General features: G+C 63.5%; 16 protein-coding genes. 12 read left to right on the top strand and 4 right to left on the bottom strand.

Annotated elements, in window-relative coordinates; genetic code table 11:
- Positions 1 to 20: 20 nt before the first annotated feature.
- The 5 genes from GV035_RS23880 (at position 21) to GV035_RS23860 (ending at position 5282) form a co-directional block, all read left to right on the top strand.
- Positions 21 to 1136, top strand: coding sequence for a YbdK family carboxylate-amine ligase (locus GV035_RS23880; RefSeq protein ID WP_159837369.1), 1116 nt, complete (start codon positions 21 to 23; stop codon positions 1134 to 1136).
- Between the two features lie 799 nt (positions 1137 to 1935).
- Positions 1936 to 2580, top strand: a complete 645-nt coding sequence (locus tag GV035_RS23875; RefSeq protein WP_159837368.1) for a MarR family winged helix-turn-helix transcriptional regulator — start codon at positions 1936 to 1938, stop codon at positions 2578 to 2580.
- A gap of 147 nt (positions 2581 to 2727) precedes the next feature.
- A complete protein-coding gene (locus GV035_RS23870) occupies positions 2728 to 3456 on the top strand; it encodes a glutamine amidotransferase (RefSeq protein ID WP_159837367.1) in 729 nt (242 codons plus the stop codon).
- Between the two features lie 70 nt (positions 3457 to 3526).
- Positions 3527 to 4639, top strand: coding sequence for an NADH:flavin oxidoreductase/NADH oxidase (locus GV035_RS23865; RefSeq protein ID WP_159837366.1), 1113 nt, complete (start codon positions 3527 to 3529; stop codon positions 4637 to 4639).
- A 166-nt stretch (positions 4640 to 4805) separates the two neighbouring features.
- On the top strand, positions 4806 to 5282 hold the full coding sequence (locus GV035_RS23860; RefSeq protein WP_159837365.1) for an SET domain-containing protein: 477 nt from the start codon (positions 4806 to 4808) through the stop codon (positions 5280 to 5282).
- Between the two features lie 12 nt (positions 5283 to 5294).
- Here the strand turns inward: GV035_RS23860 and GV035_RS23855 are convergent, their stop codons facing one another.
- Complete coding sequence (locus GV035_RS23855; protein WP_159838181.1) at positions 5295 to 6749, bottom strand: sensor histidine kinase; 1455 nt, start codon at positions 6747 to 6749, stop codon at positions 5295 to 5297.
- 89 nt (positions 6750 to 6838) lie between these two features.
- A complete protein-coding gene (locus GV035_RS23850; RefSeq protein WP_035962098.1) occupies positions 6839 to 7525 on the bottom strand; it encodes a response regulator transcription factor in 687 nt (228 codons plus the stop codon).
- A 612-nt stretch (positions 7526 to 8137) separates the two neighbouring features.
- Here GV035_RS23850 and GV035_RS23845 point away from each other — a divergent pair.
- Positions 8138 to 8623 carry an Lrp/AsnC family transcriptional regulator gene (locus GV035_RS23845; RefSeq protein WP_159837364.1) on the top strand — a complete coding sequence of 162 codons (486 nt, stop codon included), beginning with the start codon at positions 8138 to 8140 and terminating at the stop codon, positions 8621 to 8623.
- Here the strand turns inward: GV035_RS23845 and GV035_RS23840 are convergent.
- Both GV035_RS23840 and GV035_RS23835 read right to left on the bottom strand, forming a co-directional pair.
- Positions 8599 to 9135, bottom strand: a complete 537-nt coding sequence (locus GV035_RS23840; RefSeq protein ID WP_159837363.1) for a class IV adenylate cyclase — start codon at positions 9133 to 9135, stop codon at positions 8599 to 8601. The two genes, GV035_RS23845 and GV035_RS23840, sit on opposite strands and share 25 nt — an antisense overlap.
- A gap of 72 nt (positions 9136 to 9207) precedes the next feature.
- A complete protein-coding gene (locus tag GV035_RS23835) occupies positions 9208 to 10110 on the bottom strand; it encodes a LysR family transcriptional regulator (RefSeq protein WP_159837362.1) in 903 nt (300 codons plus the stop codon).
- Between the two features lie 150 nt (positions 10111 to 10260).
- Between GV035_RS23835 and GV035_RS23830 the strand changes: the two genes are divergently transcribed.
- From GV035_RS23830 to GV035_RS23805, 6 genes are all read left to right on the top strand, one after another.
- Positions 10261 to 11937 carry a GMC family oxidoreductase gene (locus GV035_RS23830; RefSeq protein WP_159837361.1) on the top strand — a complete coding sequence of 559 codons (1677 nt, stop codon included), beginning with the start codon at positions 10261 to 10263 and terminating at the stop codon, positions 11935 to 11937.
- Between the two features lie 286 nt (positions 11938 to 12223).
- Complete coding sequence (locus GV035_RS23825; RefSeq protein ID WP_159837360.1) at positions 12224 to 13003, top strand: ABC transporter ATP-binding protein; 780 nt, start codon at positions 12224 to 12226, stop codon at positions 13001 to 13003.
- Entirely contained in the window at positions 13000 to 13761 is a 762-nt protein-coding gene (locus GV035_RS23820) for an ABC transporter ATP-binding protein (RefSeq protein ID WP_159837359.1), read from the top strand. Before GV035_RS23825 ends, GV035_RS23820 begins: the two co-directional genes overlap by 4 nt.
- Before the next feature lie 89 nt (positions 13762 to 13850).
- On the top strand, positions 13851 to 15071 hold the full coding sequence (locus GV035_RS23815; RefSeq protein ID WP_159837358.1) for an ABC transporter substrate-binding protein: 1221 nt from the start codon (positions 13851 to 13853) through the stop codon (positions 15069 to 15071).
- 79 nt (positions 15072 to 15150) lie between these two features.
- Positions 15151 to 16035: a branched-chain amino acid ABC transporter permease gene (locus GV035_RS23810; RefSeq protein WP_159837357.1), complete on the top strand. Its 885-nt coding sequence runs from the start codon at positions 15151 to 15153 to the stop codon at positions 16033 to 16035.
- A complete protein-coding gene (locus GV035_RS23805) occupies positions 16035 to 17006 on the top strand; it encodes a branched-chain amino acid ABC transporter permease (protein ID WP_159838179.1) in 972 nt (323 codons plus the stop codon). Before GV035_RS23810 ends, GV035_RS23805 begins: the two co-directional genes overlap by 1 nt.
- The last annotated feature ends 416 nt before the right edge of the window (positions 17007 to 17422 follow it).

The following is a 17422-nucleotide window of genomic DNA, read 5'->3' as shown; positions in this document are numbered from 1 at the left end:
TTGATTCGACAAGAGGCGTCATGGCACTAGAACCCTTCATCAACTCGCAACCGTTCACGTTCGGCGTCGAACTGGAGATTCAGGTCGTGAATACGCACGACTACGATCTGACCAAGGCCGCGTCCGACCTCATGCGGCTCATCAAGGACGAGAAGATTCCGGGCAACATCACGCCCGAGATCACCGAAAGCATGATCGAGCTGTCGACCGGCATCTGCACGACGCACGAGCAAGCCGTCACGGATCTGCGCAAGATTCGCGATACGCTCGTTGCCGCAGCGGATCAGCTGAACGTCGGACTCGCGGGCGGCGGGACGCACGCGTTCCAGCAATGGAGCGACCGCCAGATCTACGACGCGCCGCGCTTCCAGTACATTTCCGAACTCTACGGCTATCTCGCCAAGCAATTCACGGTGTTCGGTCAGCACGTGCACATCGGCTGTCCGGACCCGAACAGCGCGCTGTTCCTGCTGCATTCGATGTCGCGCTACATCCCGCATTTCATCGCGCTCTCGGCTTCGTCGCCGTATATCCAGGGCGTCGACACCGGCTTTCATTCGGCGCGGCTCAACTCCGTGTTCGCGTTTCCGCTGTCCGGCCGCGCGCCCTTCGTGCTGACGTGGGACAGCTTCGAGGAATACTTCTCGAAGATGGTGCACACGGGCGTCGTCAACAGCATGAAGGACTTCTATTGGGACATTCGTCCGAAGCCGGGTTTCGGCACCATCGAAGTCCGCGTGATGGATACGCCGCTTTCGGTGGATCGCGCGGCGGCTATCGCGTGCTATATCCAGACGCTGTCGCGGTATCTGCTGCTCGACAAGCCGCTCACGCCGCAAGAAGACGACTACCTCGTCTATACGTTCAACCGCTTCGAGGCATGCCGCTTCGGGATGGAAGGCACGTGTGTCCATCCGCAGACGGGCGAGCGGCGCACCGTGGCGGAAGACATCCTCGCGACGCTCGATGTGCTCGCGCCGCACGCGGAGGCGCTTGGATCGCAGGCCGCGCTCGCGCAGATTGCCGATATCGCGCGGGGCGGCGTGAACGATGCAACGTGGCTGCGCGGTGTATTCGACAAGGAAAAGTCCTTGCACGAAGCCGTGCGGCAGCAGTGTCTGCAGTGGCGCGCGTGATCAGAGCGCGTGAATGAAGAACGCACAAAAATCCTTAAGGCACGCTTAAGAATTATCGCGCATCGTCATGCTTTGACGGGTGACCCACATAGGCCGCTTGGGGCGATTCCTCAGCGGCCTTTTTGTTTTCGCTGTGTATGGAACGCGTGCATGCCGCAGTGAGAATAAAATGCGCGCGCGAACGTTTGAGTGGAATCGAAAGCACTGCCCTCAAGGTTTGCGTGGAGTGTCCGTATACATCGAGAAGGTTGTCCAAGCGCGGCGTGAGTCCAGCGTTAGTGCGGACAACGCAGGAATCGTGTGGCGGTCGAACTGGTTACGGCACGTTACAAGCGTTACGGTCTGTGCAGCGTGGTGAAAGCGCGGGCGCCGTGACGGTTAAAGGCAATGAAGGGCAGCCTTCTTGGCTCGCGCGGCAGGTAGTTGGTGGTCCAGAGCGCAGTCTCAACGAAATACCGCGCTTTTCCACGGGTTATCCACAGTTTTGCGTGGATAATTAAGGTGTACGTTTGGTCTCTGTCGCTTAGAATGGCGACTTCGTTGACGGCGGGGTATAGTCGGCGAAAATGCAGCGCCACGGCATCACACAACAAGGCGCAAAACGAAGAGGGCTGCAATGTCCCCATTCAGGCAAACCGAATTGGCTTGGTACGCCTGAATTTTGAGACGGCGGGGACCACAAACCGGGAGTTATCCCGAAGAACGAGCAACGTGAATCGGGGCGGCTTTCGGGGCGAGGTGTTCGCTTATCAGCGAACGGGCTGTCGAAACCCATAAAGCGGAAAACAAGCGAAATATCATGAGTGAAGGCGTTTACGGAGAGCAGGCGACGGGGCGGGTGACCCACGGCCTGCTGCGGCTGAGCACAGCGATGCGCAGCCAGGCTTGGGAATGGGCGGAAGGAGCGGGGCTGACGCCTACCCAAGGTGAAATTCTCGTGTTGCTGATGCAGCGCAAGGGGCCCATGCGCCTCGGCGAGATCGCACGCGAAACGGCGCTTACCGCCGCGACCACGAGCGATGCCGTGAGCACGCTCGAAGGCAAGGGGCTCGTCGAAAAGCGCCGCGCGCTGGACGACGGCCGGGCGCTGGCGGTTCGCCTGACGGCACGCGGCCGGACGGCGGCGAAGAAGGCGCTGCAATGGCCCGACTTCCTGTCGAAGGCGGTCGGCACGCTGCGCGAAGACGAGCAGGCGACGTTCTATCGCACGCTGCTCAAGACCATTCGCCAGCTCGAAGCGCAGCAGCAGATTCCGGCGCATCGCATGTGTCTGTCGTGCACGCACTTCGAGGCCAGCAAGAACCCGAAGAAGGTCCCGCACCACTGCGCGCTGTTGCAGATCGACATGGCGGACACCGATCTTCGTCTCGACTGCTCGGTCTACGAAGAAGGCGATCTCGGCACGCAGAAGAAGGTCTGGAAGGTCTTCGCGCAGATCGCCTGAGGTCGGACGCGGCAGCATTGTGCGGCATTCCACGCTGTGAGGCGGCGGCGAGTCGGTTAGACTGTGCCCGTCGCGCCTCGCCGCGAGGCGCGGCTCGTCATGAGAAGACGTTCCGAGCCACGCACGCCGATTCACGGAAAGCCGCCGATGAAACCTGAAGTCCTGGCCATTCGCCACGTTCATTTCGAAGACCTCGGCAGTCTTGAACTCGTCGTGGGCGATCGCGGCCACCTCGTGCGCTATCTCGATGTCGGGCGCGGGCGCATCGGTGCGCCCAATCCGCTTGATCCGTCGTTGCTCGTCGTGCTCGGCGGGCCGATCGGCGCGTATGAAGACGCGCAGTATCCGCATCTCGCACCGCTTCTGTCGATGCTCGAAAAGCGCATCGCGGCGGGCCTTCCCATCATCGGCATCTGTCTCGGCTCGCAATTGATCGCGCGGGCGCTGGGCGCGCGCGTCCATGCGTCGAAGGATCTGGAGCTCGGCTGGTCGCCGCTCACGCTGACCGAAGCGGGGCGCGCATCGCCGCTGCGTCATCTCGAAGCCGGCGGCGAAGCGGTGCCCGTATTCCACTGGCACGGCGATACCTTCGATCTGCCCGACGGCGCGACGCTGCTCGCGTCCACCGAGCCGTGCGCGCATCAGGCGTTCTCGTGGGGCGAGCATGTGCTTGCGCTGCAATGCCATGCCGAAGTGCTGGCCGATCGCTTCGAGAACTGGCTCGTCACCTATCCGGGCGATCTCGCCCGCGGCGGCACGACCGCCGCCGCATTGCGCGAAGCCACCGCGCGGCACGGTCCCGCGCTAGAACGCGCCGCCCGCGCGATGTTCGGCGAATGGCTCGATCGTTTTCCGGACGGCGCGCATCGGGACTGAGGCCCGCGCTGCACGAACAAAATGCAGGTGCTATTCTCGTTCGCTTATTTCTTCGCGACGGGCTTAACACATGAGCGCGCTGTTCACTCCGGCCACCTTGCGCAGTCTGCACATCCCGAATCGCATCCTCGTTTCGCCGATGTGCCAGTACTCCGCCGAACGCGGCGAGGCCACTGCGTGGCACATGATCCATCTCGGCCATCTGGCGCTGTCCGGCGCGGGCATGGTGTTCATCGAGGCGACCGCCGTGGAGCCGGACGGACGCATCACGCCGGGCGATCTCGGCCTCTGGGACGACGTGACCGAAGCGGCCTTGCGTCCAGTCATCGGCGCGATCCGCCAGTATTCGGACATCGCGGTGACGATGCAACTCGCGCACGCAGGCCGCAAGGCGTCGAGCCGGAAGCCGTGGGAAGGCGGTCAGCTCATTTCTGTCGCGGATGGCGGCTGGATGACGCATGCGCCGTCGGCCATTTCTCACAAGCCGGACGAAACGCCGCCGCTCGCGCTGGATACCGCCGGCCTCCTGCGCGTCAAGGAAGCGTTTGCCGCGACCGCGAGGCGCGCGGCGCGGCTCGGCATCGACGCGCTCGAAGTCCACGCGGCGCACGGTTATCTGCTGCATCAGTTCCTCTCGCCACTCGCCAATCAGCGCACGGACGAGTACGGCGGCTCGCGCGAGAACCGCATGCGCTATCCGCTCGAAATCTTCGATGCCGTGCGCGCCGCGTTTCCCGCCGACAAGCCGGTCGGCGTGCGCGTGTCGGCAACCGATTGGGTCGAAGGCGGATGGGATATCGATGACACCATCGCGTTCGCCGCGCAATTGAAAGCGCGCGGTGTCGATTGGATCGACGTGTCGTCGGGCGGCGTGTCGCCGCAACAGAAGATTCCGCTCGAGCCCGGCTATCAGGTGCCGTTCGCCAAGGCCGTCAAGGAAGCGACCGGCGTGAATACCGTCGCCGTCGGCCTTATCACCGACGCGAAGCAGGCGGAAGAGATCGTCGCGAGCGGTCAGGCCGACTTCGTTGCGATGGCGCGCGCCATGCTCTACGATCCGCGCTGGCCGTGGCACGCGGCGGCCGAACTGGGCGCGACCGTCAGCGCGCCGCCGCAGTACTGGCGCTCGCAGCCGCGCGAGCAGAAGCATCTCTTCGGCGACATCTCGTTCGGACAACGTTGATGCGCCACGGTTGAGATTCGAGCGCGCGGGAGTGTACGATACCGTGCTGATGGTTGAACGCGGCGCCTTTGCGGCCACCGCGTTTTTTTATTGCCGCGCGGGCCGAAGCGTCCATGAAGCGCAAGCAGAACACCCCACACAGATTCGTTATTGAAGGATTCGTTCGATGAGTTCACGGAGGATCACCGTTCGCCGCTCGGGCGTGCATGGCAAGGGCGTGTTCGCCGCGAAGCACATTGCCGCCGGCGAAGAGGTGATGGAGTACAAGGGCGAGCGCATCTCGTGGAAGGAAGCGTTGCGCCGGCATCCGCATAATCCGGAAGAGCCGAATCACACGTTCTACTTCGCGCTTGAAGACGGAAGCGTGATCGACGGCAAGATCGACGGCAACAGCGCGAAGTACATCAATCATTCCTGCGCGCCGAACTGCGAGGCCGAGGAAGTCGAAGGCCGCGTGTTCATTCATGCGCTGCGCGACATCGAGCCGGATGAAGAGCTGAATTACGACTACGGCCTCGTGATCGAAGGGCGCATCACCAAGAAGCTCAAGAAGGAATACGAGTGCCGCTGCGGCGCGAAGAAATGCCGCGGAACCATGCTCGCGCTGAAGGAAGAAAAGAAGGCGAAGAAAGGAAAGAAGTAAGCGCCGCGCGGCTTAGTTCGGTGCGGGCGCTTTCGCCTTCAGCGGCAGACGCACGATGAACCGCGCGCCGCCTTCGGGCGCGTCCTCGTAATGCACGCTGCCGCCGTGCAGCGCCACGATGTCGTGGACGATGGCAAGCCCAAGGCCCGCGCCGCCTTCCACGCTTTGTCCGTCGCCACGGAAGAATCGCTTGAAGAGGTCCGGCTGCTGATCGCGCGGCACGCCGGGGCCGTTGTCCTCGATCACCACTTCGCCGAAACGCGCGTCGTGCTCATCGCGCCATTCGCCGACTGTCAGCGTGATGCGCGCGCCGTCGTAGCGTGAAGGCGGCACGTACTTCAACGCGTTGTCGATCAGATTCCCGATCACTTCGCGCGTCAGCACGACGTTGCCGCGCACGATCATCGGATGCTCGTTCTCCGGATCGTCCGTGCGCTGAAAGCCCAGATCGACGCGGGCCGCGAGCGCGCGCGGCACCCATTCCGCGCCGGTCTCGAACGCGAGCGCCGCCAGATCGAAGTCCGTGAAGCGCGCAGCCTGCTCGCCCGGCTCGGCGCGTGCGAGCGACAGCAATTGATTCGACAGCCGCACGGCGCGATCCGCCGACGCCCGCAGTTCCCTCACCGCTTCGACTGCCTTCGCGGGATCGCGCGAACTGAGCGCCTGCTCCGCGTGCAGCTTCACGGCGGTGAGCGGCGTGCGCAACTGATGCGCGGCATCCGCGATAAATTTTCGTTGCGCATCCAGCGCCGCCTGAAGCCGCACGAGCAATGCGTTCATCGCGCTCGTGAGCGGACGGATTTCGCTCGGCACGTGCGATTCGTCGACGGGCTCCAGCGAAACGTGCGTCTGACGATTCAGCGCGTCGGCGAGATCGGTGAGCGGGTTGAGCTGCTGGTTCACCACGCGCCACACGATGACCCAGCCGGCGAGCAGCAACAGCAAGAGCGGCATCATGATCGCGACGAGAAACTCCACCGCGATCCGATACCGCGACCCGACGCGCTGCGCCACTTCCACGACGATCGGATTGCCATGCGGCTGCGGCACGCGAACCTGCGCGGCGCGCACGCTGGTGCCCTGATAATGCGTCTCGAAAACGTAGGCATAGTGGATGCGCCGGACCGAAGTGCCCGTGAGCGGCAGGTCCGAGTCGCCGGCGATTTCCTGGTCGCCCGTGCTGATGCGATAGACGAGCTGCTCGATGGGATCGGAGAACATCGCCTGCGCGAGCGGCGGCACGGTCACGGGCGCATCGACGCCGGCAAGCTGAATTTGCTTCGAAATGGCCGTGGCGAGATCGGCGAGCGAGCGGTCGACGACATGCTGCGTGTATTGCCAGGCGAGCCAGTACGCCATGAGGCCGCTCATCAGCGCGAGCAGCGAAAGCGGCGCGGCGAGACGGCGCAGCAGCGTGCGCCGCAGGCTCGAAGGCGCGGCGGGGCGGGCGGGCTTCGATCGCGCCAGATCGAGCCAGTCTTCGCGAGCGAAACGCTCATCGCTCGCGCGCCGGGTGGGAAGTCGCAAAGCGTTCTAGGGCAGAAGCGGCCGGTGACTCACGCCGCCTGCCGGATCTCCTGAAGCAGATAGCCGAAACCGCGCACCGTGACGATTTCCACGCGCGTGTTCTCCAGCTTCTTGCGCACCCGATGGACATAGACTTCGATTGCCGTATCGCCGAGATCGCCGCCGAAGTGCGTCAGATGATCCTGCAACTGCGCCTTGCTCACCACGCGGCCATGACGCAGCAGCAGCATTTCGAGCACGGCGAATTCGCGCGGGGAGAGTTCGAGCGGGCGCTCGTCATTGAAGATTCGGCGATCTACGCCGGAGAGCCGCAAGCCGCCGAGCGTCACTTCCGGACGCGGCACGTCGCCGTGCGGACCGCTGCGGCGCATGACGGCGCGAATGCGCGCTTCCAGCTCCTGCGGCTCGAAGGGCTTCAGCATGTAGTCGTCGGCGCCGCTGTTGAGGCCCTGGACGCGGTCGTGCAGTTCGTCGCGCGCAGTCAGGATGATGACCGGCGTGTGCCGGTTGCCCTGGCGAAAGCGCGAGAGCAGCGTCATGCCGTCGATGCCGGGCAGGCCCAGATCGAGAATGACGAGCTCGTGGCGGTTTTGCGCGAGCGCCTGCTCGGCGAAGATGCCGTCGTGAACCATGTCGACGGTGAAGCCGGATTGCTCCAGGCTGCTTTGAATGCCGCGCGCAATGGGGCGGTCGTCTTCAATCAGAAGGATTCGCATGAAGTCGCTCAGTACAATGGGTTGCGCTCGAGCCGGGCGTCCAAGCCGGTGATTGACGACGCGGCGGCGCAGGTTCGAGCCGGATCAAAACCGTTACCTCTTATGCGGCGCCGCCGACGCCTCGTTCGCGCGAGCGGCCGTACACCGAATGCCTGTCCCTGGACGTGGCTGTCTGCCACTCGGCGCACCGTCGAGCCGCCATTCTTGAAGACGCGGCCGCTTGCCGTCTCTCAGCGGCACTGCGCTGTCCGTGGTGCGCTGCTGATTGTACAGCGTCAATGTCGCGAGCCCGCTGATAGCCCAACGGCCGCCGCCGGCGGCGCTGAACAAGTTTACGGCGATTTGAAAATTCGCCTACACGGATGAAAGATAGCCGTCGCGGCGGCTTACGGTCTTGCTTTTTTTAGCTTGCAACGCCCGCGACGCCGGGCGCGGGCGGCGTCGCGCGCCTTTCGCCAGTGTCATCGTTGGTAATACGGACGTTACCTTGTTGGTTAGCGTAAGCGAATATTCAGGTCGTGCACGAACGCCGGCTTTCACGCTTGCTTATAGCGGCTTTGCCCGTGCGATGCGCTAAAGTCGCATCTCCCACTGTCTTTGCGCGCGCCCGCCATGCTGGAACTGGACCATTTCGACCTCGCCCTGCTGGATGTCCTGCAACGCTTCGGGCGCGCCACGCATCAGCAATTGGGCGAGCAGGTGCCGCTGTCGCCGTCGCAGATCGGGCGGCGCTTGCAGCGGCTCGAAGCCATCGGTGTGATCGAAGGCTACCGCGTGATGTTGCGGCCCGAGAAGCTCGGTCTTGGGGTGACCGCGTTCACGAGCCTCAAGCTCAAGCATCACGGCGATTCGGTGATCGAGCAGTTCCAGCAGGAAATCGAGAAGCTGCCCGAAGTGCTCGAATGCCACGCGACGGTCGGCGACGCCGATTATTTGCTGCGCATCGTCGCGCCGGATCTGAACGCGCTCTCCGGCTTCGTCATGAAGAAGCTGATGCGCGTGCCGGGCGTCGACAGCGTGCGCTCGAACATCGTCCTCACGACCTTCAAGCGCAACGGCCCGTTGCCGCTCGCTCACCTGGCCGCGGACGCGCCCTGACCGGCGTTGAGCAAGTCCACGTACGCCACCGGCACGAGATCCGCCTGTCCGACGCCGAGCCGCTCGAACATGGCGTGCGCTTCGGCTTCACCGCCGGCTTCGTCGTCGTCCTGACCGAGCAGCACTTCGAGTTCGACGAAATCGCCGAGTCCGTCCACGCGGTCCAGATGAATGCGCGTGCGCCCCACCAGAAACACATGACGCTCCTTCGAAACGATGCCGCGCGTCGAAAGCGCCTGCGCGAGCAGCGCGTGCATGGCTTCGGGGTTCGTCACCGGGCTGCGCGAGTAATACGAGACCTTCGGGCCGTCGCGGTCGTCGCGCTGATAGAAGATCAGCTCGGACGGCGTGCCGTCGTCAAACTGGCGCAGCTTCAGGCGGCCGGTCGGCACGTCGTAGAAAAAGTCCTGTTGCCGGAAGACGAGCGGCGCATCCGTGGCGAGCGCGGCCGCGCGTTCCCGCAGTTGGTCGAATTGATGCGCGCGTGCCTTGATTTCGATGTTGCGTGCCATGAACGAGGTCTCCGGTTGTGTTTCGGATGAAAGCGCAGCAGCGAGACTAACAAAGAAACCGTGAAGCTTGGGTTACACGGACCACTGCGCATCGATCAGGCGCAGCGCCGCCGCGATCGCCGGTTCTTCGCGACGCTCGGCGAGCGCGACGAACGAAAGCTGCGTCGGCACGGTGACGCCTTCCACGATGGTCAGCGCGTGCGCGTGCGCCTCGGCAAGCGCGATGGAATCCCGCGCGAGCGACAATCCCACGCCCGATTTCACCAGATCGAGCATCGACGGCTCCTGATCCACCTCCGCGACGATCACGGGTGTCGCGCCCGCCTCGCGGAACACGCGCGAAAGCAGCCGGTTATGCGCGGACTCGGGCGGCGTCCAGATCCACGGCAGCTTGGCGAGCGCCGCCCAGTTGCGCTTGCCCTTGTTCACGCGGTTGTGCCAGCCGGCTGGCGCGAGCACGCGATACGAAAACGGCGTGAGCCGCACGACATGAAAACGATCGGCGTCGCGCGTGCCGTCACGCACCGGATCGCCGATGTAATAGCCGACGTCCAGATCGCGCGAGCGCACGCGTTCCAGCACCCAGCCGGACATGCCGTGGCGCAACGCCGTTTCGATGCGCGGATACGCTTCCACGAATTGCCGCAGAAAGCCGCCGAGCCGCAAGAACTCGGGATCGAGAATGGTGCCGATGCGCAGCGTTCCGCTCACGTCCTGCCGCAGGGCGGCCGCCGCGCGTTGCACGTCGGCGGCGGCGGCAAGCGCCCGCTCGGCGTGCGGCAACAGGGCTTCGCCATCGCGCGTCAGCAACAGGCCGTGCGACGTCCGCGCGAACAGCACGACGCCCAGCGTCTCCTGCAAATTCTTGATCTGCAGGCTGACCGCCGGCTGCGTCAGATGCAGTCGCGCCGCCGCGCGCGTGAGGTTGCCTTCGCGCGCCACGGTCAGAAACGCGCGGAGCAGGGTGTAGTCCATCGGCTGATATTAGCGCGTCTTATATTGCTCTTGAACATATCTGATTGGATCGGCGCACGCGAGCCGCAGTACGCTTGTCGGCACCGGTGTGCCCGACACATCGCAAAGGGCGCGGACACGCAGACGCCCATGCCGAACAGGAGACATGTCATGAAACGGGACGCTCGCAAGCTCGAAGGCGAATTCGACTACATCATCGTCGGCGCGGGGACGGCCGGATGCGTGCTCGCGAATCGCCTCACCGAAGATCCCGACGTCAGCGTGCTGCTGCTCGAAGCGGGCGGCAAGGACGACTATCACTGGATCCACATTCCGGTCGGCTATCTGTACTGCATCGGCAATCCGCGCACGGACTGGCTCTACAAGACGCAAGCCGAACCGGGACTCAACGGCCGCGCGCTGTCGTATCCGCGTGGGCGCGTGCTCGGCGGATGCTCGTCGATCAACGGCATGATCTACATGCGCGGCCAGCGCGAGGATTACGACGAGTGGGCGCACATCACGGGCGATTCCAACTGGTCGTGGGACTCGGTGCTGCCCGTGTTCATGCGTAGCGAGGATCACCACGGCGGGGCGAATCAGTGGCACGGCGCGGGCGGCGAATGGCGCGTCGAGAAACAGCGGCTCAAGTGGAAGATTCTCGAGACGTTCTCACAGGCCGCGCAGCAAAGCGGCATTCCAGCGACCGACGACTTCAATCGCGGCGACAACACGGGCGTCGGTTATTTCGATGTGAACCAGCGCGGCGGCCTGCGCTGGAATGCGGCGAAAGCGTTTCTGCGCGAAGCGATGAAGCGCCCGAATCTCACGACGATCACCGGCGCGCACACGAAGCGGCTCGTGTTCGAAGGCACGCGTTGCGTGGGCGTGGAGTATCGCGGCGGCGATGTCGAATACATCGCGAAGGCGCGTCGCGAAGTGCTGCTAAGCGCGGGCGCGGTCAACTCGCCGCAGATTCTCGAACTGTCGGGAATCGGCAATGGCGCGCGCTTGCAGCGGCTTGGTATCGACGTGGTGCGCGATCTGCGCGGCGTCGGCGAGAACTTGCAGGATCACTTGCAGCTTCGCATGGCGTACAAGGTCAACGGCGTGCGCACGCTCAACACGCTTTCGGCGCGCTGGTGGGGCAAGCTTTTCATCGGCATGCAGTACGCGTTGATGCGCAGCGGTCCGATGTCGATGGCGCCTTCGCAGCTCGGCGTGTTCGCCAAATCCAATCCCGCCGATGCATCGATCAGACGGCCCGATGTCGAATACCACGTGCAGCCGTTGTCGCTCGAACGCTTCGGCGAGCCGCTGCACGCGTTCAATGCGTTCACGGCGTCCGTGTGCAATCTGCGGCCGACATCGCGCGGAAGCGTTCATATCGCATCGCCGGATGCCCATGCGGCGCCGCTCATCGCGCCGAACTATCTCTCCACCGACCGCGACCGCGAGGTAGCCGCGAATTCACTGCGTCTCACGCGCCGCATCGTGAGCGCGCCGGCGTTGTCGCGCTATGCGCCCGAGGAGATTCTGCCGGGCGTTCGGTATCAAACCGAAGAAGAGCTGGCCCAAGCGGCGGGCGATATCGGCACGACGATCTTTCATCCGGTCGGCACGTGCCGCATGGGCATCGACAACGATCCGGGCGCGGTCGTGGATAGCCGCTTGCGCGTGCTTGGCGTGCAGGGATTGCGCGTGGTGGATGCATCGGTGATGCCGGTCATCACGTCGGGCAACACGAATTCGCCCACGCTCATGATCGCCGAACGCGCGAGCGACATGATTCGCGAAGACCGGCGCGCGGTGCATACGCAAGAGATCAATTCGGCGGCGCTCGCGTAGCGACGCAATATGGTCAGCACATGTCATGCCCTGAACGCGTGCATGGACGGCCGCTTGCAGCTTTGCATGACTCAGTGCAAATCCCAATGATTGCGCTGCATCATTGGCGCGACAATGGCCCCGGATCACGTGATGATCGGCGTGCGTCGTGCCTGCTTTCGAGCGGCATGCAACCGGCTACGAAGCGAAGCGGCATCTTGGCGGCGACACCGCCCGGTGCGCGCGAAAGAAAAATAAAGCGCAGGCGAACACATCGTTCAGCGCCTCACTTCGCATGGAAGGGGACATGATTCTCGGCGACACCATTCTGGAAACGCGAGGACTCACGAAAGAATTCAAAGGCTTCACGGCCGTGAATGACGTGAACCTGCGCGTGCGCCGCGGCTCGATCCATGCGCTGATCGGACCGAACGGCGCGGGCAAGACCACCTGCTTCAATCTGCTCACCAAATTTCTCGAACCGACTGCGGGCCAGATCGTCTTCAACGGCGCCGACATCACGCGGGAGCCCCCGGCGCGTATCGCGCGGCGCGGCATCATCCGCTCGTTTCAGATTTCCGCCGTCTTTCCGCATCTGACCGTGCTGCAAAACGTGCGTATCGGCTTGCAGCGGCAGCTCGGCACGTCGTTTCAGTTCTGGCGCAGCGAACGTTCGCTCGACGCTCTCAACGACCGCGCGATGGACCTGCTCACGCAAGTCGGCCTCACCGATTTCGCCGATGCGAAGACCGTCGAGCTGTCGTACGGCCGCAAGCGCGCGCTCGAAATAGCGACGACGCTTTCGATGGAACCCGAACTCATGCTGCTCGACGAACCGACGCAAGGCATGGGACACGAGGACGTGGACCGCGTGACCGCGCTCATCAAGAAGGTATCGGCGGGACGCACCATTCTCATGGTCGAGCACAACATGAACGTGATTGCCGGCATCTCCGACACCATTACCGTGCTTCAGCGCGGCGAAGTGCTCGCCGAAGGCAGCTACGCGGAAGTATCGAAGAATCCGCTCGTGATGGAAGCCTACATGGGCAGCGCCGATGCGGCGCTCACCGGAGCCCACGCATGAGCACGATCACGGAAGAACGCCGCTCGCGCGAAGCGAACGGCGCGGCGGGGAATGCGCCCGCGCTGGAAATCGCAGGCTTGCAGGCGTGGTACGGGGAATCGCACATTCTGCACGGCGTGGACCTCAAGGTGAATCGCGGGGAAGTCGTCACGCTGCTCGGCCGCAACGGCGCGGGACGCACGACGACGCTTCGCGCGATCATGGGTCTCACCGGCCGGCGCACGGGCTCGATCCGCGTGGGCGGACGCGAGACCATCGGGCTGCCCACACACAAGATCGCGCATCGCGGGGTCGGCTATTGTCCGGAGGAGCGCGGCATTTTTTCGAGCCTGTCGTGCGAGGAAAACCTGCTTCTACCGCCGCTCATCGGCGATCCGAAGCAGGCCATGCCGCTCGACGAGCTGTACTCCATGTTCCCGAACTTAAGCGAGCGGCGCGCGAGCCAGGGCACGCGTCTGTCGGGCGGCGAGCAGCAGATGCTGGCCGTCGCGCGCATTCTGCGCACGGGCGCGAACCTGCTTCTGCTCGATGAAATCTCGGAGGGTCTCGCGCCCGTCATCGTGCAGACACTCGCGCGCATGATCCTGATGCTGAAATCGCGCGGCTATACCGTCGTGATGGTCGAGCAGAACTTCCGGTTCGCGGCGCCGCTCGCGGACCGGTTCTACGTGATGGAACACGGGAATATCGTCGAGCATTTCGGCGCGGGGGAACTCGAAGCGAAGATGCCGGTGCTGCACGAACTGCTCGGCGTGTGACACGTCGCACACGGCGCAGCCAGGATCACCAAAGGGCAACACCAGTAACACCAGCAGCGCAGCAACAATCAAAACTCACGGAGACTGGAATGAAAAAGAAGACCCTCGCGCGCCTCTCTACTCTTTGCTTTGCGGCTGCGGCGGCGAGTGTGGCGCTGGTTAGCAGCGGCGCGCAGGCAGCCGACGGCAACAGCGTCAAGATCGGTTTCGTCACCGACTTGTCGGGCCTCTACGCGGACATCGACGGACAAGGCGGCCTCGAAGCCATCCGCATGGCGATCGCGGACTTCGGCGGCAAGGTGAACGGCAAGCCGATCGAGCTCGTGTATGCGGACCATCAGAACAAGGCGGATATCGCGGCATCGCGGGCGCGCGAGTGGATCGACCGCGACGGCGTGAACGCGATCATCGGCGGGACGAACTCCGCGACGGCGCTCTCCACCGCGCAAGTCGCGGCGGAAAAGAAGACGCCGTACATCAACATCGGCGCGGGCGCGGACAACCTCACGAACGAACAGTGCTCCCCGTACACCGTCCACTACGCCTACGACACGATGGCGCTCGCGAAAGGCACCGGTTCCGCGGTAACGAAGCAGGGCGGCAAGACGTGGTACTTCCTGACGGCCGACTACGCGTTCGGCAAGGCGCTGGAAAAGAACACGTCGGATGTCGTGAAGGCGAACGGCGGTCAGGTGCTGGGCGCGGTGCGTCATCCGCTGTCGGCATCGGATTTCTCGTCGTTCCTGTTGCAGGCGCAGGGATCGAAGGCGCAGGTGCTCGGCCTCGCGAACGCGGGCGGCGACACCATCAATTCGATCAAGGCCGCGAAGGAATTCGGCATCACGAAGACGATGAAGATCGCCGCGCTGCTCATCTTCCTCTCCGACATCCACAGCCTGGGTCTGGAGACGACGCAAGGACTCGTCGCGACGGATAGCTGGTACTGGAACAAGGACGACAAGACGCGCGAATGGGCGAAGCGTTACTTCGCGAAGATGAAGAAGATGCCGACGAGCCTGCAAGCCGCCGACTACTCCGCCGTCACGACGTACCTGAAGGCCGTGCAGGCCGCCGGCACGACCGACAGCGACAAGGTCATGGCGCAGATGAAGAAGGCGAAGATCGACGACTTCTACGCGAAGGGCTACGTCCGCCAGGACGGCGCGATGATTCACGACATGTACTTGATGGAAGTGAAGAAGCCGTCGGAATCGAAGGAACCGTGGGACTACTACAAGATCACGGCCACCATTCCGGGCGATCAGGCTTTCGGCACGAAGGCCGAGTCGCGCTGCGCGGCCTGGAAGTAAGTTCTTCGGCGATTGATGCCGCAAGCGGTCCCGCGCGACTGCTTGCGGCCATGCTTCGATTCAACCCTCGGCAGGTTCAATGGAAATATTCGGCATCCCGCTCGCCGCGATGATGAGCCAGTTGCTGCTCGGACTGGTGAACGGCTCGTTCTACGCGATCCTGAGTCTCGGGCTCGCGGTGATCTTCGGCTTGCTCAACGTCATCAACTTCGCGCACGGCGCGCTTTTCATGCTCGGCGCGATGCTCGCGTGGATGGGCTACGCGTACTTCAACGTCCCGTACTGGGCGATGCTGCTGCTCGCGCCGGTCATCGTCGGCGTGCTGGGCGTGGTCATCGAACGGTCCATGCTGCGCTGGCTCTACAAGCTCGACCATCTCTACGGGCTCCTTCTGACTTTCGGCTTGACGCTCGTGATCGAAGGCGTGTTCCGCTCGATCTACGGTTCGTCGGGCCAGCCGTACGACGTGCCATCGCTTCTGTCGGGCGCGACCAATCTCGGCTTCATGTTCCTGCCGAACTATCGCGCGTGGGTCGTGGTGGCGTCGCTCGTCGTGTGCTTCGCGACGTGGTTCGTGATCGAAAAGACGCGCATCGGCGCCTATTTGCGGGCGGGCACGGAGAATCCGAAGCTCGTCGAAGCCTTCGGCGTCAACGTGCCGCTGATGATCACGCTGACGTATGGCTTCGGCGTCGCGCTTGCCGCCTTCGCGGGTGTGCTGGCCGCGCCGGTCATTCAGGTGTCGCCGCTGATGGGCCAGTCGATGATCATCACCGTGTTCGCGGTCGTGGTGATCGGCGGCATGGGTTCGATCATGGGCTCGATTCTCACGGGTCTGCTGCTGGGCGTGATCGAAGGCTTCACGCGCGTGTTCTATCCGGAAGCGTCCGCGACGGTCGTCTTCGTCATCATGGCGCTGGTGCTGCTCGTGCGCCCGGCGGGACTCTTCGGCAAGGAAAAATGATGCAGAGAAAAGTGCTCTACGCGCTGTTGCTGGTCGCGTTGATCGCGGTGCCGTTCGCGGGCGTGTATCCGGTCTTCATGATGAAAGTGCTGTGCTTCGCGCTGTTCGCGGCGGCGTTCAACCTGCTGATCGGCTATACGGGATTGCTGTCGTTCGGGCACGCCATGTTCCTGTCGAGCGCGGGCTACACAGCGGGCTACGCGATACAGACGCTCGGCTTCACGCCGGAACTGGGCGTCGTGCTCGGCACGGCGGTCGCGACGCTGCTCGGTGTGATCGTCGGGCTGCTCGCCATCCGGCGTCAGGGCATCTACTTCGCGATGGTCACGCTCGCGCTCGCGCAGATGGTCTACTTCGTGTTCCTGCAAGCGCCCTTCACGCACGGCGAAGACGGCCTGCAAGGCGTGCCGCGCGGCAAACTGTTCGGCGTCCTCGATTTGAGCAGCGACGTGACGCTCTACTACGTCGTGCTCGTGCTGATGCTGCTTGCGTTCGCGCTGATCGTGCGCATCGTGCATTCGCCGTTCGGACAGGTGCTGATCGCGATCAAGGAGAACGAGCCGCGCGCGATATCGCTCGGCTACGACACCGCGCGCTACAAGCTGCTGGCGTTCGTGTTGTCGGCCGGACTCGCGGGTCTCGCGGGCGCGACGAAGACGCTGGTGCTCGGCTTCGAAACGCTCGGCGACGCCTACTGGACGATGTCCGGCCTCGTCGTGTTGATGACGCTCGTCGGCGGCATGAGCACCATGTTCGGGCCGCTGCTCGGCGCGGCGATCATCGTGGCGCTGGAAGACCGGCTCGGCGATATCGGCGCGGCGCTGGCGAATGTGACGGGCGTGGCCTGGTTCAACTCGCTCGGCGAATCGGTGACGATCGTCACGGGCATCATCTTCATTGCCTGCGTGCTCGCATTCAGACGCGGCATCGTGGGCGAAATCGTGGCCCGCGTGAGGCCGTTGCAAGGTTAGCTTTTCATTCGATATCCGAATCAAATAGCGCATGGGCGAACATAGGAATAACGGCACAGAACACGCCCTTTTAAGGTGCTTTTATGCACCACTAGGGTAAATGCTAGGTTGTCGCGAAATGATGCGCACATTAATATCCGTTCTAGTTCTGATGCACCCAGATTTTTGAGGTGGAGAACGAGGAGACATGAGGCACGAAGTGCCCAAATCGGAAGGCGCTGTTGGATAAGTCCAACGGCGCCTTTTTATTTTCCCGGCCCATAATACGATTCGCCTGACGGATGCAATCGCGCCCGTCATACCGGCGGGTTATCGGGCACAGCCAATCACCTTGAAACTGCGTGCGGAACGCCTCCAAAACGCTTGATGCGCGGCGCTCGCGTCGCTAAACTGCATTTCCCGACTCAACGGTCGGC

Source organism: Burkholderia sp. 8Y (assembly GCF_902506145.1).
GTDB lineage: Bacteria > Pseudomonadota > Gammaproteobacteria > Burkholderiales > Burkholderiaceae > Caballeronia.
The sequence above is the reverse complement of the archived record's forward strand: the minus strand, read 5'-3'. Positions and strand labels throughout refer to the sequence as shown.